The sequence below is a fragment of the Flagellimonas ochracea genome (genome assembly GCF_009903685.1).
In the GTDB taxonomy this organism is placed as follows: Bacteria; Bacteroidota; Bacteroidia; order Flavobacteriales; family Flavobacteriaceae; genus Flagellimonas; species Flagellimonas ochracea.
In genome coordinates, this window is record NZ_JAAABI010000001.1 from 1 (window position 1) to 25669 (window position 25669).

Annotated in this window: 25 protein-coding genes and 1 tRNA gene; 17 read left to right on the forward strand and 9 right to left on the reverse strand. The window is 40.1% G+C overall.

Features of this window, described 5'->3' with window-relative positions:
• The first annotated feature begins 119 nt into the window (after positions 1-119).
• The 5 genes from GTQ34_RS00005 to GTQ34_RS00025 all read left to right on the forward strand — a co-directional run bounded on the left by GTQ34_RS00005 (position 120) and on the right by GTQ34_RS00025 (position 4523).
• Entirely contained in the window at positions 120-869 is a 750-nt protein-coding gene (locus GTQ34_RS00005; protein ID WP_166521712.1) for a hypothetical protein, read from the forward strand.
• 59 nt (positions 870-928) lie between these two features.
• Complete coding sequence (locus GTQ34_RS00010) at positions 929-1591, forward strand: hypothetical protein (RefSeq protein WP_166521713.1); 663 nt, start codon at positions 929-931, stop codon at positions 1589-1591.
• Positions 1592-1736: 145 nt separating this feature from the next.
• On the forward strand, positions 1737-2015 hold the full coding sequence (locus GTQ34_RS00015) for a hypothetical protein (protein ID WP_166521714.1): 279 nt from the start codon (positions 1737-1739) through the stop codon (positions 2013-2015).
• Between the two features lie 80 nt (positions 2016-2095).
• Positions 2096-3661 carry an outer membrane protein assembly factor BamB family protein gene (locus GTQ34_RS00020; protein WP_166521715.1) on the forward strand — a complete coding sequence of 522 codons (1566 nt, stop codon included), beginning with the start codon at positions 2096-2098 and terminating at the stop codon, positions 3659-3661.
• Between the two features lie 316 nt (positions 3662-3977).
• Positions 3978-4523 (forward strand): BfmA/BtgA family mobilization protein, encoded by a 546-nt coding sequence (locus tag GTQ34_RS00025; RefSeq protein WP_166521716.1) that lies wholly within the window; start codon positions 3978-3980, stop codon positions 4521-4523.
• Between the two features lie 110 nt (positions 4524-4633).
• Here GTQ34_RS00025 and GTQ34_RS00030 read toward each other — a convergent pair whose 3' ends face one another.
• Entirely contained in the window at positions 4634-5857 is a 1224-nt protein-coding gene (locus GTQ34_RS00030; protein ID WP_166521717.1) for a site-specific integrase, read from the reverse strand.
• A gap of 229 nt (positions 5858-6086) precedes the next feature.
• Positions 6087-6160: transfer RNA gene (locus GTQ34_RS00035), tRNA-Arg, on the reverse strand.
• A gap of 64 nt (positions 6161-6224) precedes the next feature.
• Here GTQ34_RS00035 and GTQ34_RS00040 point away from each other — a divergent pair.
• A complete protein-coding gene (locus GTQ34_RS00040) occupies positions 6225-6737 on the forward strand; it encodes an adenine phosphoribosyltransferase (protein WP_166521718.1) in 513 nt (170 codons plus the stop codon).
• On the opposite strand, the gene GTQ34_RS00045 is transcribed toward GTQ34_RS00040, so the two are convergent.
• Positions 6734-6877, reverse strand: a complete 144-nt coding sequence (locus GTQ34_RS00045; protein WP_166521719.1) for an SsrA-binding protein — start codon at positions 6875-6877, stop codon at positions 6734-6736. The two genes, GTQ34_RS00040 and GTQ34_RS00045, sit on opposite strands and share 4 nt — an antisense overlap.
• 84 nt (positions 6878-6961) lie before the next feature.
• Positions 6962-8740, reverse strand: coding sequence for a DUF885 domain-containing protein (locus GTQ34_RS00050; protein ID WP_417936238.1), 1779 nt, complete (start codon positions 8738-8740; stop codon positions 6962-6964).
• A 662-nt stretch (positions 8741-9402) separates the two neighbouring features.
• On the opposite strand from GTQ34_RS00050, the gene GTQ34_RS00055 reads away from it, so the two are divergent.
• Positions 9403-10344: a calcium/sodium antiporter gene (locus GTQ34_RS00055; RefSeq protein ID WP_166521720.1), complete on the forward strand. Its 942-nt coding sequence runs from the start codon at positions 9403-9405 to the stop codon at positions 10342-10344.
• A 56-nt stretch (positions 10345-10400) separates the two neighbouring features.
• Here GTQ34_RS00055 and GTQ34_RS00060 read toward each other — a convergent pair whose 3' ends face one another.
• Positions 10401-11411, reverse strand: coding sequence for a glutamine synthetase beta-grasp domain-containing protein (locus GTQ34_RS00060; RefSeq protein ID WP_166521721.1), 1011 nt, complete (start codon positions 11409-11411; stop codon positions 10401-10403).
• Between the two features lie 211 nt (positions 11412-11622).
• Between GTQ34_RS00060 and GTQ34_RS00065 the strand changes: the two genes are divergently transcribed.
• The 10 genes from GTQ34_RS00065 (at position 11623) to pyrF (ending at position 21487) form a co-directional block, all read left to right on the forward strand.
• The gene (locus GTQ34_RS00065; RefSeq protein WP_166521722.1) at positions 11623-13809 is read left to right on the forward strand and encodes a glutamine synthetase III family protein; all 2187 of its coding nucleotides are present in this window, start codon (positions 11623-11625) and stop codon (positions 13807-13809) included.
• 6 nt (positions 13810-13815) lie between these two features.
• Positions 13816-14808 (forward strand): serine/threonine dehydratase, encoded by a 993-nt coding sequence (locus GTQ34_RS00070; RefSeq protein WP_166521723.1) that lies wholly within the window; start codon positions 13816-13818, stop codon positions 14806-14808.
• A gap of 49 nt (positions 14809-14857) precedes the next feature.
• Positions 14858-16036: an AIR synthase related protein gene (locus GTQ34_RS00075; RefSeq protein ID WP_166521724.1), complete on the forward strand. Its 1179-nt coding sequence runs from the start codon at positions 14858-14860 to the stop codon at positions 16034-16036.
• Between the two features lie 46 nt (positions 16037-16082).
• Positions 16083-16523, forward strand: a complete 441-nt coding sequence (locus GTQ34_RS00080) for a QcrA and Rieske domain-containing protein (protein WP_166521725.1) — start codon at positions 16083-16085, stop codon at positions 16521-16523.
• 17 nt (positions 16524-16540) lie between these two features.
• Positions 16541-16978, forward strand: coding sequence for a thioredoxin family protein (locus GTQ34_RS00085; RefSeq protein ID WP_166521726.1), 438 nt, complete (start codon positions 16541-16543; stop codon positions 16976-16978).
• Positions 16975-17967: an FAD:protein FMN transferase gene (locus GTQ34_RS00090; protein WP_166521727.1), complete on the forward strand. Its 993-nt coding sequence runs from the start codon at positions 16975-16977 to the stop codon at positions 17965-17967. The genes GTQ34_RS00085 and GTQ34_RS00090 overlap by 4 nt, the downstream gene beginning before the upstream one ends.
• Before the next feature lie 9 nt (positions 17968-17976).
• Positions 17977-18186 carry a DUF4266 domain-containing protein gene (locus GTQ34_RS00095; RefSeq protein ID WP_166521728.1) on the forward strand — a complete coding sequence of 70 codons (210 nt, stop codon included), beginning with the start codon at positions 17977-17979 and terminating at the stop codon, positions 18184-18186.
• Positions 18187-18247: 61 nt separating this feature from the next.
• Complete coding sequence (locus GTQ34_RS00100; RefSeq protein WP_166521729.1) at positions 18248-19504, forward strand: DUF3570 domain-containing protein; 1257 nt, start codon at positions 18248-18250, stop codon at positions 19502-19504.
• A gap of 66 nt (positions 19505-19570) precedes the next feature.
• The gene (prfA, locus tag GTQ34_RS00105) at positions 19571-20647 is read left to right on the forward strand and encodes a peptide chain release factor 1 (RefSeq protein WP_166521730.1); all 1077 of its coding nucleotides are present in this window, start codon (positions 19571-19573) and stop codon (positions 20645-20647) included.
• 9 nt (positions 20648-20656) lie between these two features.
• The gene (gene pyrF, locus GTQ34_RS00110; RefSeq protein WP_166521731.1) at positions 20657-21487 is read left to right on the forward strand and encodes an orotidine-5'-phosphate decarboxylase; all 831 of its coding nucleotides are present in this window, start codon (positions 20657-20659) and stop codon (positions 21485-21487) included.
• On the opposite strand, the gene GTQ34_RS00115 is transcribed toward pyrF, so the two are convergent.
• From GTQ34_RS00115 to purU, 4 genes are all read right to left on the reverse strand, one after another.
• Complete coding sequence (locus GTQ34_RS00115; RefSeq protein WP_166521732.1) at positions 21484-21678, reverse strand: hypothetical protein; 195 nt, start codon at positions 21676-21678, stop codon at positions 21484-21486. The two genes, pyrF and GTQ34_RS00115, sit on opposite strands and share 4 nt — an antisense overlap.
• A 359-nt stretch (positions 21679-22037) precedes the next feature.
• A complete protein-coding gene (locus tag GTQ34_RS00120; protein ID WP_166521733.1) occupies positions 22038-23561 on the reverse strand; it encodes a helix-turn-helix domain-containing protein in 1524 nt (507 codons plus the stop codon).
• Between the two features lie 368 nt (positions 23562-23929).
• The gene (locus tag GTQ34_RS00125) at positions 23930-24634 is read right to left on the reverse strand and encodes a DUF4197 domain-containing protein (RefSeq protein WP_166521734.1); all 705 of its coding nucleotides are present in this window, start codon (positions 24632-24634) and stop codon (positions 23930-23932) included.
• 70 nt (positions 24635-24704) lie between these two features.
• Complete coding sequence (gene purU / locus GTQ34_RS00130; RefSeq protein ID WP_166521735.1) at positions 24705-25553, reverse strand: formyltetrahydrofolate deformylase; 849 nt, start codon at positions 25551-25553, stop codon at positions 24705-24707.
• Positions 25554-25669 lie beyond the last annotated feature (116 nt).

Sequence of the window (25669 nt, forward strand, 5' to 3'; positions counted from 1 at the left end):
GACAAAGATGGAGTTTTGACAAAAAGAACTCTATTTGACGAAAATGGAGAAGTGAAAAACGAATAAAAACTATCCATAGTCTAATCTGGCCATGTGTTAAATCAAAGTTCAAAAAAACGATGAGGAAATCTATAATATTAATTGCTGTTTGTTTCCTGATGATTAATAGTTATTCTCAAAAGGATAATTCTAAATCGGATATAACAAAGCAGGTCCAATCTGACATCGACAACTTTTTAACAGAAGGTGAATCCATCGTTGATGTTATGGACAAAATCATTCAAAGTCCAAAACAACAAGAATTGACGATGAAATTTCAACAAGGAATTCAAAATAATTATGAATGGTTCGTTGAATATATGGAAAAATCAACTCCAGGTAAGCCGATGGAATATCATCCAAATCTTGGAATTACTAAAGATGAATATAATGAGCTTCAAGAGCTCATTAAAAATATTGAGATTACTTCATCGGGAAAGGAAAATGTTGAAATCATTAAAACGGATTCAACAATATCATTTAATAGCCTTGGCGGGCTTCAAATTCTGAACAGGGTTAAAATCAATTCAGTCAAAAATGAGATTGAAATAGGGGAAATCAAATTGTCATATTCCGGTTCCGTTAAAGTTGACAATGATGAAAACGGATTTAAAAGCAGATGGAATGGTCATAACTGGGCATTTGAGTTTCCTAACGGATTAAATAGTGAAATGTTGAAGGATGTTCAGAATTTGGTTGCAAAAAACTATAAGTTCACTATTGGAAAACTGGAGAAAAATGGCAGGACATTTATTCAGATTAAAGGACTTGAAATTAACAAGGGTGAAAAGGAAGTGGAGTTTGACATTCCTTTATTGTTTTTGAATTAATCATTGCAATTTGAAAAGTCAGAGGTAAACTAAAGTTCAAAAAGACGATTAGAAGATAAATGAAGGAATTACAATTAACAGGCGGAGCCAGGGTTGGAATGGCTAATGCGACATTTCCATTTGCTACTCTTAGAGTCAACAAAGATTCTTTGGAATTAAACGCTTCAATCGTTGGCAATCTTTCTTTTCGACCTTCAGACATTATATCAATTGAGCCTTATACAATGATTCCAATTATTGGACAAAGTATAAAGATTAATCATAGGGTTTCATCATATAAAGAAAGGGTAATATTTTGGACTTTTAAAAATCCAAATTCAGTGGTTCGACAAATTCGAGAAACCGGGTTCTTAAATTCGGAGAATGTTCGAAATCAACATATTGACAAAACAATAATTGAAAAACAATCCAAAGGGGGACCTCCAATAAAAAAGGGTTTTGCGATTGGTGCAATAGTCGTTTGGAATTTACTATTTCTGACTGATTTCATTCCTTTCTTTCTTGGAAAAACGGATGGGTTTCCAATTGGTAACGGAGTCTTGGCAGCGGTCGGACTTTTATTTTTGACTGCTCTACTCAGTTTGATTTCAGCTGGTTTTAGGCGGTTAATTTTGAAAGAGGGAAGAGAATTAAATGATATAAAAAAAATTGCAATTTTTACGATGATAATAAGCGGATTTATGTTATTGCAGTTTGGAACAATGATAAAACTTATGAATTAAATTCGCATCACAACATTGGCTATAGGTAATTGCTTCACAAATACTCCTAGCCGAGACCTTTACCAAAGTTCAAATAAAGGATTGAAAACTAAATTCAAATAACTTGAAAGCTCAGACAAAGAGTATTTACCAAATAATCTTAATAATGGTTTTTATCCTAATAGGACTGATGATTTTATCTTTTATCCTTGGAATCCTATCAATGGGAGATGATGTCGATAATAAACAAATGGAACTTAATAGAATTGTTAATAGCATTGTCGGATTTCCAGTTGGTCAATTCAAGGATGGATTCCCACTGATACAATCAAACACTAATTTTTGGACATTGGATAATTTGTTATTACTCTTTTTGAATACCTTAATTCAAGCAACAGGGATTGTTTTATTTGCGAAGTTTATTAGAAAGAAAATATCAGGATAAGAAATCACGTGTTATACTAGACTATCAGGCAAAAGTTCAAAAAAATGATTAAACAAATTTCCTATTCAAAAGGATTGCCAATGACAACTAACCAACTTGCCCTTATAGCCTTACTTGTACTAAGTATTAAGGTAAATTCCCAAAAAAATATAACTGTCTATACGAATGATAAAAAAGAGATTGGCACCAATCTAATTTCCCATGTTCCAATTCTTGCCACAGAATATGTTTTTCCAGAAAGAGTTAATGATTTTCAAATGGATACTTTATCAAACCATATTGCCTTAGAAATCAGAGGATTGAGCAATAATGGAAAGTGGCTCAAGAACAAAGGCTACACATTGCGGTACGATGCAGTAAAGCAAAAAGTTTTATGGTCAGAAAAAGTGAACTACCAATTGGAAAATATCGAACAGTTTGAGGGTATTACCCTTAGGACCAAAGGAGGGAAAACTTTCTGCATTGATAATGATACCGCAGAGGAGCTATGGGAGGTAAGGAATTCCATTCTTTTTGTTGACCAGACAAAGAAAATTGCACTGGGATATCGGTTGGCCACTTCTAATAAGGACTCAGAAATATTGGAAGGGATTGACCTTAGAAATGGAAATGTTGTTTGGGAAAGATTCATCACTCGTGAATACGGATGGAATGATATATACAGAATTGATGAGTCTAACCTTATGATAGTTGCAGGTGGCATCCACACATTGAATATAAATGACGGTACGGGTTGGGATTATTATACCAAAACTGGGAAGAAAGACTATACTTCCTCGACTATTGGTACTGGCCTTGGAATAGTTGCAGGGCTTTTGACCGGAACATATGCAGCATCAACCGGTCATGACCTTGTTAGAGATGTTTCTTCAAATGTTATAGAGGATAGTTTGAATCTCTATTTTGCTTCAAACGAACACTTTACAAAATTGGATAAAAAAGGGAGCATTAAGTGGCAAATAAAATTGCCTGATGATAAGACCAGTAAGTCGCAAATCTTTAAAAAGGAAGAAGAACTGTTCGTGGTCAACAAAGGATATGCCTATTTGGGATATCGAAAACTTGATGTTGGGACACCTTTCGTAGCTTGCTTTGACAGAGAAACCGGGGGGCAAAAATACTTGATAGAGGTAGGCGAGAAAAAGGATGACAATATAAATGCTATGGACATAGACGGAAATAACCTTATATTAATATTTCCGAATCGGATATCAAAGTTTGATTTGGAAAGCGGCCAACTCATCGAAAGTATATCATTCAGTGAAGTAGCTTTTGGAGGATTAAATAATTTCATTGGTGAACATGTCTATATTGAAAAGAACTCCAGATATACAAGTTTGCCAAAAACAGATTTGACAAAGTACTACGTACTTACAAACAAACATAAAATACTTGTCCTCGATTCGGAATTGAAGCCTGAAAATGAAATTGATACGAATGATGTTTATTTGTATTACCTTAAATGGAATGATTACAATTTTCTCTCCAAAGAGAATGGTACTATAATAATTGATGGAGAAGGTCAGAAAATCGCGAAAATCACAGTTAATAAGAATTCTAAATTAATTGGCAGTAAGCTTTATAGTGTTTCGGATAAAAGTCTTTTCGTTATAGATTTAAATCAAATCATTGATGGCAAACCTTGATTGGTAAATTTTCAGGAATGGTAAGTCCCTCATAAACTATTTGCAAAATCCCCCAATTCAGTTCCTTAAAATCCATTCAATCCAATCTTTTTGTTTAAAGTGCCTTTACCTTAAGAAAAAGTTCTTCGAATTTGACTTTGTCAAAGATTCGGAGAAGCGAGAGGGTAGCACGCCAGGGCGATGCTACAATCATATTTTGCTCCGCAAAGCCCCATGAACAAAGGATGCAAAAAGGAAATGAAAGTTGGCGCGGAATCCGCCATTTACTGTAAACCCTCTCAGAAAACCTTAAAACATTGAAAAAAGTTACTGTAAAATGGTACAGAGAGCAAAAGAATATGGGTTTTCCGCCATCAGCATCAAGGCAAGTGTCGCAAAAAGATTTCGCCGCTTCTCGAAAAGGATTGCAAGCTCACATACCGAAACGTTGACGTGCATCATGGACTTTTTTGAGTGGCATGGCTTCACTCCCAATGAAAGGTTTGAAAAAAGCATCCTTCAGGAAATCCTTAAGAACCGGAAACGCACCGAGGCCTCCATTGCCATTATCCGTGACATCGAGATTACACAGACCAGGCCCACCAATGCCATTCTGGAGGCACTTCTCGAACAAAAGATCAAGCATGAAAAACCGATGAAGGTTGAGCAGAGGACAATCAAGGAACAACCGGAGATCGAGATAACGGTTCCCAAGATCCGCTATGAGCGGTTGATGGACAAAATGGGGATGTTCAAAAGGGAAAGCCAATATGTTGTCGACCACATTACTTTGGTAAAACCCTCATTCGGAAAGCCCTATCTGAAACTGGAGATTACGGAAGGTGAGCTGGAAAACTACAAACGGACCCTTCGAAACCTATAGATACTTCACGAACGATATTGGTCTCCCTGCCACGCTCAGCAGGTTTGTTTTGGTAAGATTGGGACTTGCAGCGTGAAACTTTGTTTCACTCGCTTTTTTTCATACAATATTCATCCGCTGAATTTGAATTTGGCCCTTACTAGTTCCATGTCCTCCATGAGTTTTTTGTCAAGCACCTTTGCGTAAATCTGAGTAGTCTTCAAACTGGAGTGCCCCAGCATTTTACTCACAGATTCTATAGGAACCCCATTGGCAAGGGTAACGGTTGTAGCGAAGGTATGCCTCGATAGATGAAAAGTGAGCCTTTTTTCTATATTGCATAGATTTGCTATTTCCTTTAAATAGACGTTCAATTTTTCATTACTGATCACAGGAAGAAGTTTGTCTGTATTATTTAACAGACCCTTTACCTTGTATTTGTCCAATATTTTTTCGGCAACCATTAGCAGGGGAACGCTGCTCTTAGTATCAGTCTTGGTACGTTTTATCTTTATCCATTTTTTTCCGTCCATCGCCAATACGATATGATTATTTGAAAGTTTTTGCACGTCAATGTAGGATAGGCCAGTAAAGCAGCAAAAAACAAAGATGTCCCTTACTTGATCCAATCTTTTTGATGGGAGTTCTTTTTCCATTATGGTTTTAAGTTCCCTTTCATTGAGAATGTCACGTTCGACCTTTTTCCATTTTGCCTTCCAATGATAGAAGGGGTCTTTTGAAATCCAATCATTGGCATAACAAATCCGCATGATCTTTTTGAGATTGGTGACATATTTTGTTACGGTGTTCTGCCCACAGTTTTTCAAACTTGTCTTTAGGAAATGTTCAAAACGGTTGATGAATTTCAGGTCGATCTTTCTTACATTAATGTCCTCATGACCATATTCTTTCTTTATGAAAGCTTTTAAGTGCCTTGCTGTTCTTAGGTGTCTTTGATATGCCCCGGATGAGAACTCCCTGCCAACCAATTCTGAAAGTTCCTCATTGTGGTCTCCGTAAATCGATAAAAGTGTATTGTGTCTATTGCCCGTTCCTTGAAAAGCATTTAGGATCATATCCGAGCTGTAGGGAATCCCTTCAGAGATGAATTCTCCCTGTATTTGATAGACTCTTGATACTATGCCATCAAGGAACTGGTTCAGTTCCTGAGTAGAATGTATTGTCCCCCTGACCCTTCCTTTTTTAGAATCCCATCTCTCGGGCCTTACCTTTCTTTGCAGGCTTATTTCACATCTTTTTCCATTAACGGTAATTCTCAGATAGATCAGGGTCATGCCATTTTTGTCCACTCTGCTGCCCCTAATGTAAAACAAGGTAGAAAAGGAATCTTTCATTTTTTCCAAACTTTAGGTTATTTAATTTCAAATAACTTTCTGTTTAAAAACCCAAGCTCCGGTTCTTTAACACACATCGGGTATTCTTTTTACGGATTATGAAAAAGAGGGCACCGAATCGTCCACCGAATTGTATGATTTTATATGAAATCAAATAGATTGGATCAAAATGAAAAAGTCTGTAAATCATTGATTCACAGACTTTTTGAATAAAGATAAAAATCCTGAGTGACCGCGGCAGGATTCAAACCTGCAACCTTCTGAGCCGTAATCAGATGCGCTATTCAGTTGCGCCACGCGGCCTTTTAAACGGGGTGCAAATATATTTCTTTTTACCTTTACTGCAAAACCGAAGCACCCAAAATAAATGGATCTACGCCCCTTTGTACGGGATATTCAGGACTTTCCAGAACCCGGCGTCGTTTTTAAGGACATCACTCCCATGTTCAATAACCCAAAAGCCTTGAATGCCGCATTTGAAGGCTTGTTCAACCTTGTTAATGGCAAGGCCGTTGATAAGGTGGTGGGCATGGAGAGTCGCGGTTTTTTCTTTGCACCCATGTTGGCAAATAAGCTTGGAGCAGGTTTCGTTCCTGTTCGAAAGAAAGGGAAACTACCCTTTGCTACAATTGGCGAAACCTACAACTTGGAATATGGTACGGATATCTTGGAAATTCATACGGATGCCATCCAAAAAGGTGAAAAGGTATTGATTCATGATGACGTATTGGCCACCGGTGGTACGGCCAGTGCAGCATGTCGGTTGATTGAAAAGTTGGGCGGGGAAGTGGTGCAGTGCAATTTTTTGATACAATTAACCTTCTTGAAAGGTGCGGATAAACTAAATGGGCATCAAATTAGGTCACTGCTTACTTATTAGCCCAATGCCCTTATGGTCACATAATATCGCCACCCAATAATGGCCAATTGCATTTTGGAGGCCTTGGCCAAATCCAATCCTTTTTTGGTATACGAAGGCAAAAGGACTTTGTTTATTTTGGCCAATATTTTATAAAGCATGGTCTTGGTTTGTCTGACGCAAATATACGCAATATATAACTGATTTTCAGAAAGAAGGGCTGCCATCGGCAGCCCTTCTTATCGTTACCTCTTGGATTCAATCCAGTTATTTATTTTGTCTTCCAGCAGAGCCAACGGAACACATCCGGTTTCCAAGACTTCATTATGGAATTGTCGTATGTCGAATGCGTCGCCTAGAGCCTCTTCAGCCTTTTTTCGAAGCTCAATAATTTTTAACTGTCCTATTTTATAGGACAATGCCTGACCTGGGTTGGCCATATAGCGTTCAATTTCTGAAATAATGCTTGCCTCTGGTTCGGCTTCGTTGTCCAATGAATATTGAATGGCTTGCTCCCGGGTCCATCCCTTTGCATGCAATCCGGTATCGACCACCAACCTGATTGCCCTGTGCATTTCAGCACCCAGCATGCCAAAAACTTGATAGGGATCTGTGTACAATCCAAGTTCTTTGCCCAGAGATTCGCTATACAGTGCCCAACCTTCACCATAACCACTGTACCACAATGTTTTTCGGAATTTAGGTAAATCCTCATTCTCTTGGGTTAGGGATATTTGATAATGGTGCCCTGGTATGGCCTCATGAAGGAACAAAGACTCATCGGAATGAATATTGTAAGCTTCCGCATTGAGAATGGGCACATAGAAAATACCGGGACGCGTGCCGTCCAACGAGCCCGGGTTGTACTCGGCACTGGCCGATTTTTCCCTGAAGGCTTCCGTTCGGCGGACTTCAAATGGAGTTTTTGGCTTCATATCAAACAATTTCTCCAATTGGGGTTTCATCCGTTCATGAATTTTGTTGAAATGATCTATTACCTGCTGAGGCTCTGTGTAGGGCATAAGCTCTTTGTTGCCACGGACAAAATCAAAGAAGGCTTTCAAATCCCCTTCAAAGCCCACCTGCTTTTTGATTTCTTCCATTTCGGACCGGATTCGGGCCACTTCGCTCAAGCCCAATTCGTGAATCTCATTTGCGGTCATGTTGGTGGTCGTGTACTTCTTTATTTGGTGCGCATAGTAGGCGTCACCATTGGGTTCACCTTGAATGCCACTCGACTCCCGTCCAGCTTCGAGGTAGGGACCACTCATAAAAGCATGTAATTTTTCATAGGCGGGGATCACCTTTTCAGTGACCATGTCACCGTATGCATCCGTCAACGATTTTTTCTCTTCTTCAGTAAAGTCGGCAGGCATTTTTTTTATCGGTTGATAGAAAAGATGTTGCTCCAGATTTTTGGTTGTCAAAGATGCTAGCTGGGGCAGTACTTTAACAATTAAGGATTTTGGAAGCACATGGCCCGTTTCCATGCCTTTTTTCATGTTTTCTTCAGCGCTTGCCATCCATTCCAAATAGCCATCCACTCGTTTCATCCATTTTTCGTAATCTTCCACCGTCTTGAATGGTTGTGCGCTAGAACCACTAGCCAATTGGCCTATAAAAAGATTGGCAGACCACATTTGGTCAATGGGTTTTAAATCAGCATTAAAATTAAATTCAGCCAAATTGATGTTGCACTGCCACTCCAAAATAGACTTGCTCATTTGCTCGCTGGCAGACAACCGATCGTCAGGAAATTTAGAGAGTTCCTTTTTGTAATTTTCATAGTGGGACTTTAGTTTTTCCTCGTATTCTTCCGATAGAAAATTGGGAAACTCATCATTGAATCTATTATCCCCAGCCATTGTAGCACTCACGGGATTTAGTTTCAGCCCATCTTCATAATAGCTGTCCAATAGCGCAGCAAATTCCCTATTAGGTTGTATAGGGTCCTCCTTTTTGATTTCTTCTTTACATGAGTTCATCGCAACAAGGGCTATTAGTACATACGTTATTTTTTTCACACTACAGGTTTTTGGATGTTGACCGCTAAAAGTAACAAATACTGGGGTTCAAATATGTTAAAAAGAGACATCGACCAATATATTGCTGACAAGCTTGCACAAAAGAATTGTTATAGCGACATTTTCTTGGGAGCAATCTGGAAGGATCATACAAAGAAAATGGTCAGAAGTTCGATGAGTAAGGCTACTAAAATTTTTACAATCACAATCATTGAAATAAATGTTTTTAAGGGTGAAATGCACCGTTGGTTGCTATTTTACTTTTTTAAGATAAAATGATGAAAATCAGGTTTCCAAATTTTTATATTGATTTCTATACAATTGAATACAGGATTGTAGGGTTTAAAATGAAATTATATTTAAAATTTAGCTATTGATCTACAAAAAAGTAACGGTATGTAATAAAATAGTTCTTATTTTATATGAAATTGTTATAATTGTAGAGGCCATTTTTGATGATTTCTGAAAACCAAGGGGCATTTCGTTAAAAAAATGGCCAATTTTTCGGTTTTCGTTTCCAATAGAAGCATCTCTTCTTGATAACCGGTGTAATATTTAAAGGCATTTTTTTGGAGAAAATAGTATAGATTTTCATCTATGCTTTTTATGATTTATGATAGATACCAAGGATTCATCGGCTATCTTTGCGCAAATTTGATCAATTGGAAAACCTATTATATATAATTATAGGACTTGCTTTGCTGATAGCAGGCGGGAATTGGCTTTTGAAAGCTGCTGTTGCCCTATCGCTTCGATTGTCCATTCCAAAGATTGTAATTGGTATGACGGTGGTTTCATTCGCCACCTCGGCTCCTGAGCTAATAGTGAGCATTAAGGCTGCTCTTGATGGTTTTCCTGACTTGTCTTTGGGCAATGTCGTAGGGTCCAATATTGCCAATTTAGGATTGGTTTTGGCAATTACGGTAATTTTGGGAAGCATAGATGTTCGAAAGAGCTTTTATTCCACAGATTGGCCTGTGATGATGGTGGCTTCCCTGCTCTTCTTCGGATTTATCTATTTTGATGGTCAGTTGGTGCGCTACGAAGGAATCATCATGGTTGTCTTTCTGTTCTTGTTTTTGGTTTACCTTCTCAGATTTCAAAAAACAGCGGTTGTGGATGAAATGCCTGAGGATGACATAATTTTGCCCTGGTACAAAACGGTGCTGTATTTGGGTATTGGGGGTACGGCACTTTGGGGGGGGTCCGAACTTTTGATTGATGGAGCTGTTGGACTGGCTTCTACATTTGGTGTCAGTGACAGGGTTATTGGAATAACTGTAGTTTCTGTAGGCACCAGCATTCCTGAGTTGGCGGCTTCTATAATCGCCATCTTGAAAAAGGAAAAGGCCATTTCCTTGGGAAACCTTATCGGTTCCAATATCTTCAACCTATTGGCCGTTTTGGGAATCACATCCATAATCACCCCGATAACGGTAGTGGATCAAGGGCTGCTTTCCAATGATATATTCTGGATGCTGGGCATCTCTTTTTTAATATTACCCTTGGTCTTCATTCCAAAAGGGCTGCGATTGGGATGGCGCGATGGGGTGATATTGTTGCTCTTTTACGTTGGATTTATTTACGTAACCATACGACAATAAAAACCGCCCCTAAGTTGGGCGGTTTTTAATTTTAGCAACAATTAATCTAGTTGTTTCTATACCTCAGCGGATTTTACCGTCTTGATGATTCTAGCAGCAACTTTGTATGGATCTGCATTTGAAGCTGGTCTTCTATCTTCCAACCATCCTTTCCATCCACTTTCCACAGTGGCAATTGGAATACGGATAGAAGCTCCCCTGTCAGAAACTCCATAGCTGAATTCGTTTATGGATTGGGTCTCATGCAAGCCGGTCAAACGCTCATCATTGAATTCACCGTAGACTGCAATGTGCTCTTTGGTGACAGGCCTGAAAGCTTCACATATTTTTTCATAGGTCTCTTTGTTTCCAGCAGTTCTTAATACGCTGTTCGAGAAATTGGCATGCATACCAGATCCGTTCCAGTCTCCTTTAACAGGCTTGGGATGGTACTCAATATAATACCCATATTCCTCGGTCAACCTATCCAATAAGTAGCGCGCTACCCAAACTTGGTCTCCCGCATTTTTGGCACCTTTGGCAAAAATCTGGAATTCCCATTGTCCGCAGGCCACTTCTTGATTTATTCCTTCAAAGTTTAACCCTGCTTCCAAACATAAATCGGCATGTCGCTCTACGATGTCCCTGCCATGGGTATTCCTACCTCCCACAGAACAGTAATAAAGGCCTTGGGGCCCAGGGTAACCTCCCACTGGGAAGCCCAAAGGCAACTGGGTATGGGAGTCCATGATGAAGTATTCCTGCTCAAATCCAAACCAGAAATCATCATTTTCATCGTCAATGGTAGCTCTGGAGTTGCTTGCATGGGGTGTTCCATCGGAGTTAAGAACCTCCGCAACCACCAAGTACCCTTCCTTTCTTGCGGGATCGGGATAAATGGCAACAGGCTTCAACAGACAGTCAGAAGAACCACCTTCCGCTTGTTGTGTGGAACTTCCATCAAAAGACCAGATAGGACAGTCTTCCAGTTTGCCACTAAAATCTTTTTCAATCTTTGTTTTACTTCTCATGTTGGCGGTGGGAGTGTAGCCGTCCAACCAGATGTACTCTAATTTAGATTTGCTCATAATTAAGGTAGTTATTTTGTTCTCAAATTTTTGATTGACAAAAATAGTTTATTCAATGTAATAATCTGAAATTTATAGGGTCAAATTCTCAATTAATAGTTGAATATTTATATAACCCCTATTTAAAGAGGGGTATGATGAAAAAAAAGTAATTTTCCTCAATTATATTATTAAATTGTTAATTGTATTTTTGCAAAATAAATAGACAACTATGCCAAATATGAGATTTGAAGCCCTCAAAAAGAGCCTTCGAAGAGAACATACCCAAATTGAAGAAATGGGAAAACGCTCTGAGCTGTTTGGACAGCAGGTTTTCAATGAAGAAAAGATGCTTCAGTTTTTAACCCGTGAGGCTTTTGATAATGTGAAGTCAGCTAGTTTTCAAGGCAGTAAGATAGATAGAAAGATTGCCGATCAAGTGGCCGAAGGGATGAAAGCTTGGGCACTTTCTATGGGAGCTACCCATTATACGCATTGGTTTCAGCCTTTGACCGGGGCAACGGCCGAAAAGCACGATGCTTTTTTTGACATAATTTCAGACGGGCGTGCCATGGAAAAATTCGGCGGGTCCCAATTGGTTCAGCAAGAACCAGACGCTTCAAGTTTTCCCAGTGGGGGCATTCGAAACACCTTTGAAGCCCGTGGATACACTGCATGGGACCCTACTTCACCAGCTTTTATTTATAAAACAACATTGTGCATACCTACCATTTTTGTGGCCTATACCGGAGAGGCTTTGGATAACAAAGCACCGTTGTTGAGAGCCTTGCATGCGATGGACGAAGCAGCTACTGGGGTGGCCCAATATTTTGACAAAAATGTAAGGAAAGTTCATGCTACTTTAGGTTGGGAGCAAGAATACTTCCTAGTCGACAAAGAGTTGGCAAGGTCCCGGCCCGATTTGGTGATGACTGGAAGAACTTTGGTAGGAAATCCAGCTGCGAAAGGACAACAGTTGGATGATCATTACTTCGGAGTTATCCCACCAAGGGTGTTAAGTTTTATGAGCGATCTGGAAAAGCAATCGGTTAAACTGGGAATTCCTGTTAAGACCCGTCATAATGAAGTGGCTCCAAACCAATTTGAACTGGCTCCCGTTTTCGAGGAGGCCAACCTATCGGTAGACCATAACCTTTTGTTGATGGATGTTATGGAGGAGATTGCCGACCGCCATAGTTTTATGGTGCTTTTCCATGAAAAACCTTTTGCTGGAATCAATGGTTCTGGAAAACACAACAACTGGTCCTTGGCAACCGATACAGGGGTGAATTTGCTAAGTCCAGGTTCCACACCCATGAAAAACCTTCAGTTTTTAACCTTTTTTGTCAATACCATTAAGGCGGTGGACACCTATGAAGAATTATTGCGCTCTTCCATTGCATCAGCCAGTAATGATCATCGGTTGGGTGCCAACGAGGCGCCTCCCTCCATTCTTTCCATATTTATTGGTAAACAATTGAGTGATGTACTGGATGAATTGGAAGGGGTTTCCAAAGGAAAGTTGTCCCCTGAAGAAAAAACGGAATTAAAACTCAATGTAGTTGGGAAAATCCCAGAAATTTTGCTGGATAACACCGACAGGAACAGGACGTCACCTTTTGCTTTCACGGGAAACAAATTTGAAATGCGCGGAGTGGGCGCCAAGATGAACTGTGCCAAACCCATGACGGTCTTAAACACCATTGTGGCCAAACAGCTAAAGCAGTTCAAGAAAGAAGTTGATGCACTCATCGATAAAAAAAAGCTAAAAAAGGACGAAGCTGTTTTCAACATCTTGCGAGAATACATCAAGAGCTCCAAACGAATACGGTTTGAAGGTGACGGCTATGGAATGCAATGGCAGGAAGAAGCACGCCGGCGTAAACTTAGCAACAATAAAAATACACCAGAGGCACTTCAAGTGCTTACATCAAAAGAAAGCGTAGCACTTTTCAAGGAGATGGATGTGATGAACGAAGTGGAGCTTCGCGCACATCAGGAGGTGGAACTTGCAGCTTATGTGATGCATATTCAGATTGAAGGAAGAATATTGGGCGAAATGATTTACACCCATATCTTACCGGCTGCGATTCGATATCAAAATTTGCTTCTTGAGAACATTAACAATCTAAAGGAGGTATATGGAGCGGCCCACAAGAAAGTAGCGGAGAGCCAGTTGAACATTTTGGAGCAAATTGGAGAGCATGTTGTTGCGGTCAAAAAATTAACGGATGAAATGATCGAAGCCAGAAAAAGTGCGAACAGTCTAGCGACCATCAATAAAAAAGCGCAGGCTTATTGCAACAATGTAAAACCTTATTTTGATTCCATACGGTCACATTCCGACAAGCTGGAAAAACTCATCGCTGATGACCTATGGCCGTTTGCGAAATACCGGGAACTATTATTTGCAAAATAATGCCATGTGAGTTTAAAGCTGGATGACATAAAAAAGGCCCGAAGCCGAATAGGACCATATATCAATAAAACACCTATTCTAACCTCATCACTTTTAAACCAGTGGTTGGGGCATGAGATTTTTTTCAAGGCAGAAAATTTTCAAAAGATAGGAGCATTCAAGGCCAGAGGTGCATGCAATACCATAGCTTGGCTAAAGGAACAAGGAAATCGACCCAGTAAAATCGTAGCAAACAGTTCAGGAAACCATGCTCAGGCAGTAGCTTATGCAGCAAGCAGCTTTGGCATTCCGGTAACCATTTTTATGCCCGAATATTCGTCCAAAATAAAAATACAGGCCACCAAATCTTACGGTGCTGAGGTTGTTTTGAGCAAAACACGAATCATTACAGATGAAAAGGTGCAAGAGGCAGCCTCCGAAAAGAGTGTGTATTGGATTCCTCCTTTCAACCATAACCAGGTTATTTGTGGTCAAGGTACTGCGGTTTATGAGTCACTGCGGGACTTGGAGAACGTTGATGCCGTCTTTGCACCATGCGGAGGGGGAGGTTTGTTGTCAGGATCCTTGATAGCGACAAGAGGGTTGTCACCAAAAACACAAGTTATTGGCGTTGAGCCCTTAAATGCGAATGATGCTGCTGAATCTTTACGAAAGGGAAGCATTCAGCGTTTGTCGACAGTACCGAATACATTGGCCGATGGTGCCATGACCATGGCTGTTGGAGACATCACCTTTGAATACTTGAAACAGCTTGATGATTTCTTTGAAATAGAAGAACATCATATCGTTTATTGGACCCAGTGGTTAACACATCTCCTAAAATGTAGAATTGAGCCAACTTGTGCCATGAGCATGGAAGCGGTAAGAAGATGGCTGGGGACAAAGAAAACCAAAAAGCGTGTGCTCGTTGTCATTTCGGGAGGGAACATGGACCAGGCCACTACCCAAAAAATTTGGCAAAAAGATTGGCTCGGTGTTATACCCACAAGTATTATATAAAACGGTGGGAATAGTGTCCAGTTTCCCTATTTTTGTCTAAACCACTTTTATGTCTTCAAATACCAGTAAAAGATATGCACAACGTGGGGTTTCAGCCGCCAAGGAAGACGTGCACAATGCCATAAAGAACATTGATAAAGGATTATTTCCCAATGCTTTCTGCAAAATCGTACCCGATTATTTAACAGGGAGCAAGGAACATTGTCTGGTTATGCATGCCGATGGCGCAGGGACCAAATCCTCATTGGCTTATATGTATTGGAAAGAAACTGGTGACCTCTCGGTATGGAAAGGAATTGCGCAAGATGCGCTTATCATGAATGTGGATGATTTGATTTGCGTCGGTGCCACTGATAACATAATGTTGTCCTCCACCATTGGCCGGAATAAAAACTTGATTCCAGGAGAAGTGATTTCGGCCATTATCAACGGTACGGAGGAGCTCATTTCCGATTTAAGGAACCACGGTATCCTTATCCATTCCACGGGAGGTGAAACTGCCGATGTTGGCGATTTGGTTCGAACCATTATTGTGGACTCTACAGTAACAGCAAGAATGAAAAGGGCTGAGGTAATCGACAATGCCAACATTAACGCTGGTGATGTGATTGTTGGTTTGGCCTCATTTGGAAAATCCACCTATGAAACTGAGTACAATGGCGGAATGGGCAGTAACGGACTTACCTCTGCCCGGCATGATGTTTTTGGGAATTATTTGGCGAAGAAATATCCTGAAAGTTTTGATGCTTCCGTTCCTGAGGAATTGATTTACTCTGGAAACGCAAGATTGACGGATGCCGTTCCTGGTTCGCCTTTGGATGCTGGGAAATTGGTGTTGTCACCAACGCGGACCTATGCTCCAATTATCAAAAAAGTATTGGAAAAGTATTCTGCTACTGAAATTCATGGCATGGTCCATTGCAGTGGCGGTGCCCAGACCAAAATCCTACACTTTGTGGAGCACCTCCACGTTATCAAAGACAATATGTTCGAGATTCCTCCATTGTTCAAGTTGATACAGGAACAGTCTGGAACAGATTGGAAGGAAATGTACCAAGTTTTCAATTGTGGCCACCGTATGGAATTGTACGTGGATAAGGAGGTGGTGGAAGATATTATCGCCATTTCTAAAAGTTTTGATGTGGATGCACAAATCATTGGCCGTGTGGCATCCTCAGAAAATAAGAGATTGACCATCCAAAGCGAGTACGGAACGTTTGAATACTAGCATACGATTCCCCTTATTTTATCGTTCTTTATTTAAACCTCACGCTATGGAAAGAAAAGAATTCCTAAGAAGTTTGGGTGCAGGCGCAGCCTTTGCCCTTACATTCCCTTGTTTACAGGGCTGTTCCAAGGATGAAATAGACGGCGATATTGTGGAAGAACCCACAGGAGTCGATTTCACTATAGACCTTAATTCGGAAGAGGCCCAGCCCCTAAATGCCAATGGAGGCTTTATCCTTAAAAATTTAGTGGTAGTGGCTAAAAATCTGGAAGGGGATTTTGTGGCAGCAAGCCAAGTATGCAGCCATCAATCCTATGATCAGGTCCGATTTGTTGATCAAGACGGTGGAATTTTTTATTGCGATGTGCACGGCTCCAGATTTGCCCAAGATGGAACCCCTTTGAATCAGGTTGACAGCAATCCCGCCAAACCCATTAAAATTTATAATCTGGAGCTTGAAGGGTCCACTTTGAGGGTATTTGAGTAGTCTTTAATCCGCGCACTATGAAGAAGTTCTTGCCCGTACTCTGTTTTTTCTACATAGGAGCGCTGCATGCTCAACTATGGCAAGAACGCTTTGAAGATGCCGTGAACCAAGCCAAGGATGAAAACAAGCCCATTGTGCTGGTTTTCTCGGGATCAGATTGGTGCGCACCCTGTATCCGATTGAAAAAGCACATTCTAGATTCTGAAGAGTTCAAGAGCTACGCATCCGACCATTATGTATTGTACAACGCAGATTTTCCAAGGAAAAAAAAGAATCAATTGCCATTGGAGAAATTGAGCGTGAACAAATCGTTGGCAGAAAAATATAATCCTAGGGGCCATTTTCCACTTGTGGTGGTCTTGGATAAGGAACAACGGGTCTTGGGCGCGGCTGATTTTTATGCTAAGCCGGCACCCGAGAAATATATTTCTTTGCTAAACAGTTTTATACAATGAAATCGCTAGCTGTCCTTCTATGTTGTTTTTTTGGCTTAATGTCCCGAGGACAAGAAGGCAGCGTTACCGTAAAGAAGACCTTGAAGTTGATGGGAACCCGGTTCGAGATTACCGTAGTGGCGCCGAATGAGGAAATAGGGTACATCAACATTGATGAAGCGGTTTCTGAAATTGAGCGCATAGAAAAAATGATTTCATCATGGGATGATGATTCAGAGACATCCCAAATCAATAAAAATGCTGGATTGAACCCAGTTAAGGTTAGTCCAGAACTTTATGGATTGATAGAACGTTCAAAAAAGATTTCGGAAATAACGGACGGGGCCTTTGATATTTCCTATGCCTCCATGGATAAGATCTGGAAGTTTGATGGTACTATGGATAAAATACCTTCAGAAGAGCAGATTAGATCATCTGTGGCCAAAGTGGGTCATGAAAACATAATACTTAATCCAAAGGAGCAAACCGTTTTTTTGATGGAACGTGACATGCGCATCAGTTTCGGAGCAATAGGAAAAGGCTATGCCGCTGACATGGCAAAGGCGCTTTTAGTTTCAAAACAAGTAAAGGGAGGTATTATCAATGCCTCTGGTGACCTAACCACTTGGGGCACCAAGGCCACCGGAGAAAAATGGTTGGTGGGCATTGCAAATCCATTGAGCAAGGACAAGGTATTCAGTTGGCTGCCAGTAGTGGAATCATCGGTGGCCACATCCGGAAATTATGAGAAATATCTCATGTTCGACGGAAGGAAATATTCCCATATCATTGATCCAAGAACCGGATATCCCACAAGCGGAATAAATAGTGTCACCATTTTTGCAAAACAGGCGGAACTGTGCGATGCACTTGCCACGGCTGTGTTCATTATGGGCAAGGACACCGGCATACACCTGGTTAACCAAATGGATGGGGTAGAGGTAGTAGTTGTTGATTCGGAAAACAAAATACATAGGAGTTCAGGGATTATGTTTGATACAAATCAGTAAATTAGGCGTATGTCCAAGTTGATAGTTTTTATGTTCATCATACTTTTTGCGAGCTCTTGTGTCGTTGTACGAGAATATGAGAAAGTCTATCTCAATGACCCCGAAATGGATTTGAGGGCAAAAATGTGTGAGCGTTTTGAGACCAATTTCCATATTTACAGAGAGGCTTCCGCTGGAGCCAATGGAGGTAAAATAGGAGGCGGTTGTGGGTGTAATTAATACTGAGTTAATCAAAGTCCAAAGGGCCCAACAGTACCGTCTAAAGTCGTTCCTTTTTCCAATGGCCCTCTTTTTATCGATCTTCTTGGGCTGGGCCCAACAGACGGATGTGTCCTATACAAAAAGGGTATTGGAGTCCAGTGAGATTGACCTTTTGTTCAGTTATTATGATCAAGATGGCTCAAATGCTGCCGTAACGGGAGGGGAGGGCACGGAAGCTTTGACGGATGCCACTTCTACCATAGTCTTGCGCATGCCCATGAATGAAGATGACATATTAACGGTTGATGTGGGTTTGTCCGCATATACTTCGGCCTCTTCCAGCAATGTAAATCCTTTGGATGGAGGTTTGGGCGCCAATCCTTTTGATGCCTCTTCAGGGGAATCCAGAAAAGACATGTTGGCCTATATTAATCCTAGTTACCAACATAGTTCGGAAGACCGAAACTCAATCTGGAGCGCAAATGCTTATTTTTCATCGGAGTACGACTACTTTTCCATTGGTTTTGGGGGTAGTTATACCAGGTTGTTCAACGAAAAGAACACGGAAATCACTTTGAGCGGACGCGTGTTTTTGGATAAGTGGAATGCTATATACCCCATAGAACTCCGTGAAGGATTTTTTGATGATCGGATTGTTGGAAATGGAACGTATTCTCCTAATTTCAGTGAATTTGACAAGGAAAACAGAAATACCTATTCCCTTTCGTTGGGCTTATCACAAATTTTGGGTAAAAAACTGCAGGGGGCTATTTTTATGGATGTGGTATCGCAGAGCGGTTTGTTGAGCACGCCTTTTCAACGGGTATATTTTTCCGACTTGGAAGATTTTTTCATCGATGAGTTTCAATTGGCCGACAACGTGGAAAATTTACCCGATAGCAGATTTAAAATTCCCTTTGGAGGGCGATTGAACTATTATCTAAATGATTTGGTGATTTTGCGTGCCTATTATCGTTTCTATTGGGATGATTGGGGCATAACTTCACATACGGCAAGTTTAGAAATTCCTTTTAAATTAACGGATAGGTTTACGCTCTACCCAATATATAGGTACTATACCCAGACGGCAGCAGATTATTTCTATCCCAAGGAAACAGCTCTGTCCACATTCGAGTTTTATACCTCGGACTATGACCTGTCCAAATATGATGCACACCAATATGGTTTGGGAATACAGTACAAGGATATCTTTACCAGTGCTAAAATCTTCAACTTTGGGTTAAAAACCATAGATCTGCGTCTTAGCCAGTATGATCGTAGTGACGGACTCAATGCTTACATCATCACATTGGGAACCACTTTTGTGGGCAATTGATTGATTCCCTGCGGGTTTCAATCCATCCAAAAATCGTAAATTTGCGTTCTTAACGCAGCTTGATCTATGCTTGACAAACTCAATATTGTAAAACAACGTTTTGATGAGGTTTCAGACCTTATTATTCAGCCTGATATCATTTCGGACCAAAAACGCTATGTAAAACTGAATAAAGAATATAAGGACCTGAAAATTCTTTCTGATAAACGCGATCAGTATATTGAACTCGTCAACAATATCAACGAGGCAGAGGAGATCATTTCAGATGGCAGTGATGCCGAAATGTTGGAAATGGCCAAAATGCAGTTGGAGGAAGCGAAAAGCGCAATGCCCAAATTGGAGGAAGAGATTAAATTTCTTTTGATTCCCAAAGACCCTGAGGACGAAAAAGATGTTGTTATGGAAATCAGGGCGGGAACCGGAGGTGATGAAGCGAGCATTTTTGCTGGTGACCTTTATCGCATGTACGCCAAATATTGTGAATCCAAAGGGTGGAAAACCAACATTATTGATTTGAGTGAAGGTACTAGCGGGGGTTACAAGGAAATCCATTTTGAAGTTAGCGGTGAAGATGTTTACGGTACACTTAAGTTTGAAGCCGGTGTGCACCGAGTGCAACGTGTTCCGCAAACGGAGACCCAAGGAAGAGTGCATACCAGTGCAGCAACGGTAATGGTGATTCCAGAGGCGGAGGATTTTGATGTTCAAATAGATCCAAAGGATGTTCGTATAGATTATTTCTGCTCCTCAGGCCCCGGAGGGCAATCGGTAAACACCACATACTCTGCAGTGCGGTTAACCCATATCCCCACGGGATTGGTCGCCCAATGTCAGGATGAAAAATCACAGCATAAGAACAAGGACAAGGCATTTAAGGTGTTAAGGTCCAGATTGTATGATATGGAATTGGCTAAAAAACAGGCCGAAGATGCTGCAAAGCGTAATTCCCAAGTAAGCAGCGGCGATCGTTCTGCCAAGATTAGGACCTACAATTATCCCCAAGGTAGGGTAACAGACCATAGAATAGGCCTTACCCTATATGATTTGCAAAACATTATTAATGGGGATATCCAAAAAATCATTGATGAGTTGATGTTGGTGGAGAATACCGAAAAGCTAAAAGAGGCCTCGGAGATTTTTTAGGCCCTAACCATGAAAATAGAACATTTAATTTCCCAGATACGTAAAAAGAAGTCCTTTCTCTGTGTGGGCTTGGATACTGATTTGGATAAGATACCCAAGCATCTTCTTAAAGAGGAAGACCCTATTTTCGCTTTCAATAAGGAGATTATCGACGCTACCCATCCTTATTGTGTGGCTTATAAACCCAATATAGCTTTTTATGAAGCCTATGGGTTAAAAGGGTGGAGATCCTTGGAACGCACCATGGAGTATTTAAATACAAATCACCCCGAACTGTTTACCATTGCAGATGCGAAAAGAGGAGATATTGGCAATACCTCTACACGCTATGCAAAAGCATTTTTTGAAACCTTGAATTTTGATTCCCTAACCATTGCGCCGTATATGGGTAGGGATTCGGTGGAACCCTTTTTGCAATTTGAAGATAAACATACCATTCTGTTGGCACTCACATCGAACAAGGGAGCTTTTGATTTTCAAACCAAAAATGTGGGAGCGCATGAATTGTACAAGGAAGTCCTGACAGTTTCAAAAACCTATAAAAATTCAAACAGGCTCATGTATGTGGTAGGGGCTACCAAAGCTGATTATCTGAAAGATGTCAGAAATATTATCCCGGATAGCTTTCTTTTGGTTCCTGGAGTGGGGGCACAAGGAGGAAGCTTGGAGCAGGTTTGCCAACACGGTTTAAACAAGGATATAGGTCTTTTGATAAATTCTTCACGGGGAATACTTTATGCCTCCCAAGGTGAAGATTTTGCAATAATGGCCCAGCGGCAAGCGAAAGCCTTGCAGCAGCATATGGAAGTGGAATTGAAAAGGGCCAGCCTAATAGCTTAGCTTAAGCTATCCAGAATATTTTTGAATGCCTCAGCCTTTTGTTTAAAAAAATCACCCAACTTGGTGTTTGCATAAGTGGCATCCTTGGCTTTTTCCAAAAAAGCACGATACCTAAATTCCAAAGCGGCAATGGCTTGATTTCCGTGGGTTATCGGAGTAACAGTCCCTACCTTGCAATACTGATTATTCATAACTTAAGATTTGTTATATCAAAGATACGTTGAAAAGCACTGAAAAGTTTAGCGGGTATGTGCGTATTCATCTAAAAATCAAGCACTTTGTCTAAAATTTAACAATTGTAGCCCATTTGCCGTTCGGATTAACATTCTATAAATAAAAAATGAACCGTTTGATAAAAGGTAGGGTCTGTTCGGCTTAAAATGAAAAAAACAGCCCATCGGGGTCATATTGAAGACTAATTCAACCATTTACCCAAAAACTGAGAGTGCAATCTCGGTCAATTCCCTTGGGCTGTTCAAAATGAAAGTAAGAAACCGGCAGGTACCACGGGCGAAATCTTATAAACCTTTACCATTTAGTATTCATCCGACTACGATTTCAATACACTTTTTTGATACTGGGATGGAGTTAGTTGTGTATCTTTTTTAAATGCTTTATTAAAAGTTACTTTGTTATTGTAGCCGACTTCGTAGGCTATATTGATTATGTTGAGACTTCGCGCCTTCTTATCTAGCAGAAGCTGTTTGGCCTCTTTAATACGGTAGATGTTCACAAATTCGTGAAAACTGACATTAAAATGCTCGTTAATGATTTGTGAAGCATTATGGCGGGTAGTATTGAGTCTTAGGGCCACCATATCCAAACTTATATTGTTTTCCTTATAAATTTTTTCGTTGGCGAAAAGATCAAGCAAATTCTCTTTGAGCTCTAAGGACAAGCTTGGGGTAAGTCCGGATTTCTGATACTTCGGAAACAACCTATTTATATAAGAATAGGCCCCGTTGAAAACATCGGGCTGAATGTTGGCTGAATAACCCACGTAAAGCACCATTGCAGCCATGGCGATTGCCGAGGTGTCAAAGAGAATCCCAGAATCGAACTGATTAATAATTACAATCCCATAGATTGAGTAGGTTATTACATAAAAAATATGGATATGGTATATGTTCTTTTGCCATATTTGGTTTTTGTGACTCAATAATTTCAACATTCTGCTTTTCAGATATACTTTCCAAACCAAATATCCATAGATTGCCAGAGAAGCAATTTTTAATAGCACCAAGAGCAAGAGTTTATCGGAATCGCTTGGGTTCAAGCCATTGAAAACCCTTGCCAACATAAGCCGTATTTTCGCTTCTCCCGACATTGAGTAAACCTCAACCACCAAAAAGGCAAGCAGTATTACAGTGGGTATTAAATGTAAAACATCCCTCTTCTTAAATCGATATTTCTGTGTAGTGGTTTTAAAGTAGAAGTATAACAAGGGGCCATACAGAAAGGAGGCCCAAGTGGACATCAAATAGGCATGTGGATATTCAAACAGATAATTTGCCCTGTTGACACTTATATTCAAAATAAAAAGAGAATGAATGAACACAAACAGACCAATCAAACCCCTGGAAGTGGGATGAATTTTGTTGTTCAGAACGATAATGAATACAACGTAAAAACCGATTAATGCCACAAAAAGAAATACTAGGGACCATGGAGTGGCCCTTGGTATTAGCTTGGTGGTTATACTTTGAAACACTTCAGTTTTTCTAATAGGGTCAAAACCTTCGCTCAACAAAAAATTGGGATTAAAATCGGTCTTGAAACATTCATAGATGTACTCAATGGATTTAGATGGATTTTCCAATGCGGCCTCACTTAAAGCCATTTTTTTCAGGATATGTTTCCTTTCCTCTTCTGTGTTGCCAAGATTTTTTTGATATAGAGGAAGTGCCTTCTTGTACCTGTGGATATTGAAATAATAATCGGCCCATGCAAGGGAATCCGGTATGGTGGTATTGATTGAGTTGTCGGTATTGGCAATTTGAAACTCGAACGACTTAGCAGATAAAGACGTACGAGAAAACAATAAAATAATCAATAGAAAACCCCAAGTTCTCATTTTTGAGTTCGAATTAGCCTTATTCAAGTTAATTATTTAACAAATTTGAAATGTTAAAAAAATCTTAAAAACGGAAACCCCGATAATAGTTTACCTCTCTATTATAATATTCTATTATTTTTTAAGGTTAAAAAAAACAGTTGAAAATCAATATGTTGCACATGAAACAAAAAAAAACCGGTGCACGCACCGGTTTAAACTAACTAACTCAAAAAAATGCTAACTCAGATAATTTCTGTTACAAAATTCCGCCTTAACCTTCAGGCTAAGGTTAAATTAACTTTAGCAATTTGTTATAATTGCCTCATTTTATTGAATTTATAACGGCATAGTTTTCAGGTTATTGCATAATTCTGAAAAAAAAGCACTTAATCCTGCAAAGCAAACACTCTTTTTAACAATTCTGTTGTTCTTGACGAAATTTTTGTCCTAATTTCCTTTTCCTCTATGGCAATCATTTGGTAAACACCTTCAAGGGCTTTTTTGGTCGTATAGTCCGTAAGGTTTGGATTCACATCGTTGGTTAGGGGTAGACTGTTGTATTTGTTTATGATATTGCTCCAAATCTGGTCAGCACCTACTTTTTGGAACGAATTTTTAATAACAGGATTGAATTTGTCATACAATTGGGTTTTGGTGGACTTTTCCAAATACTGCGTTGCGGCGTTGTCCGATCCCAAAAGTATTTGCTTGGCATCGTAGAAGGTGATGCCCTTGACCGCTTGAACAAAGATGGGTGTAGCTTCACCAACGGCATCTTCGGCAGCTCGGTTGATTATACGCAAACCCTCGTCTGCCAAATTTCCAAGACCAACATCCCTTAAAGTCTTATCAACTTTTTTTAACTCTTCCGGAAGTAGAATTCGTACTAATTCATTTTTAAAGAAACCGTCTTTTAGGGCCAACTTGTTCACTTGTTTGTCAATGCCCATCTGAAGTGCCTCTCTCAGTCCTTGGGCAATTTCAGGATTCCCTATGCCTGGTCCTCCCTGAGGCAATTGGTTCACGACCTGTTGTAGCTCAGTGCAGCCAAAAAACTGAAATGCCAAAAAGCAAAGTAAGATTCGTTTCATGATTCAACGTTTAGAATTTGTGCTCAAATTAAGGCTAAACGATAAAAAAGCAACTCTACCTGAAGAATTTCTATGAAAAAACAACGGTTTTGTTGTTATACACTATAGTCTTTCGTGCTACATGAAAATGCACCGCACGGGAAAGTACAAGACGTTCCAAATCACGCCCTTTGGCAATTAAATCCTGAATGGAGTGGGAATGGGATACCCTTGCCACATCCTGTTCGATAATGGGTCCTGCATCCAGTTCTTCAGTAACATAATGGCTGGTCGCACCAATGATTTTAACGCCACGTTCAAAAGCGGCATGGTACGGTTTGGCCCCCGCAAAGGCTGGTAAAAAGGAATGGTGTATGTTAATAATTTTTTGTGGAAAGGCATTGATTATTGTGGGAGAAACAATCTGCATGTATCGAGCCAATACGATAAAGTCCACTTGATGTTCTTTTAACAGTTGAAGTTGTTTTTCTTCTGCTCCTTCCTTGGTTTCTTTTGTTACTGGAATATGATAGTAAGGAATGGCAAACTGATTGGCTATGGGTTCCAAATCTGGGTGATTGCTCAAAACAATGGGGATGTCGACTTGTAGCTCTCCAGCACTGTGTCGGGTCAATAAATCATACAGGCAATGCTTGTACTTGGAAACAAATAGAGCCATACGAGGTCTGTAATCGTCAGAGTAAATATCCCAATCCATCTGGAAGTTGAACGCCAGTTTTTTTTCAAACTCCCTACTGAAATTATCCAATGATTGTTCCAGTTCAAATTCACATTCCAATCGCATGAAGAAGACCCCCGCTTGCTTATCCACATGCTGATCCAGATATACCACGTTGCCATCTTGTTCGTAGATGAAAGTGGTTACCGCTCGTATGATTCCCGATTGGTCGGGACAATGGATGAGTATTGTGAGTTTCATGGTCAAAAGTTGACCGATAAATTTAGAACAATCAAAAAAGGAAATCTAACCGTCGCTATTTTTTTGTAAAATTCGAAACAAAATCAATTTTCAGTTGCATTTTCTGTAAATTGCAG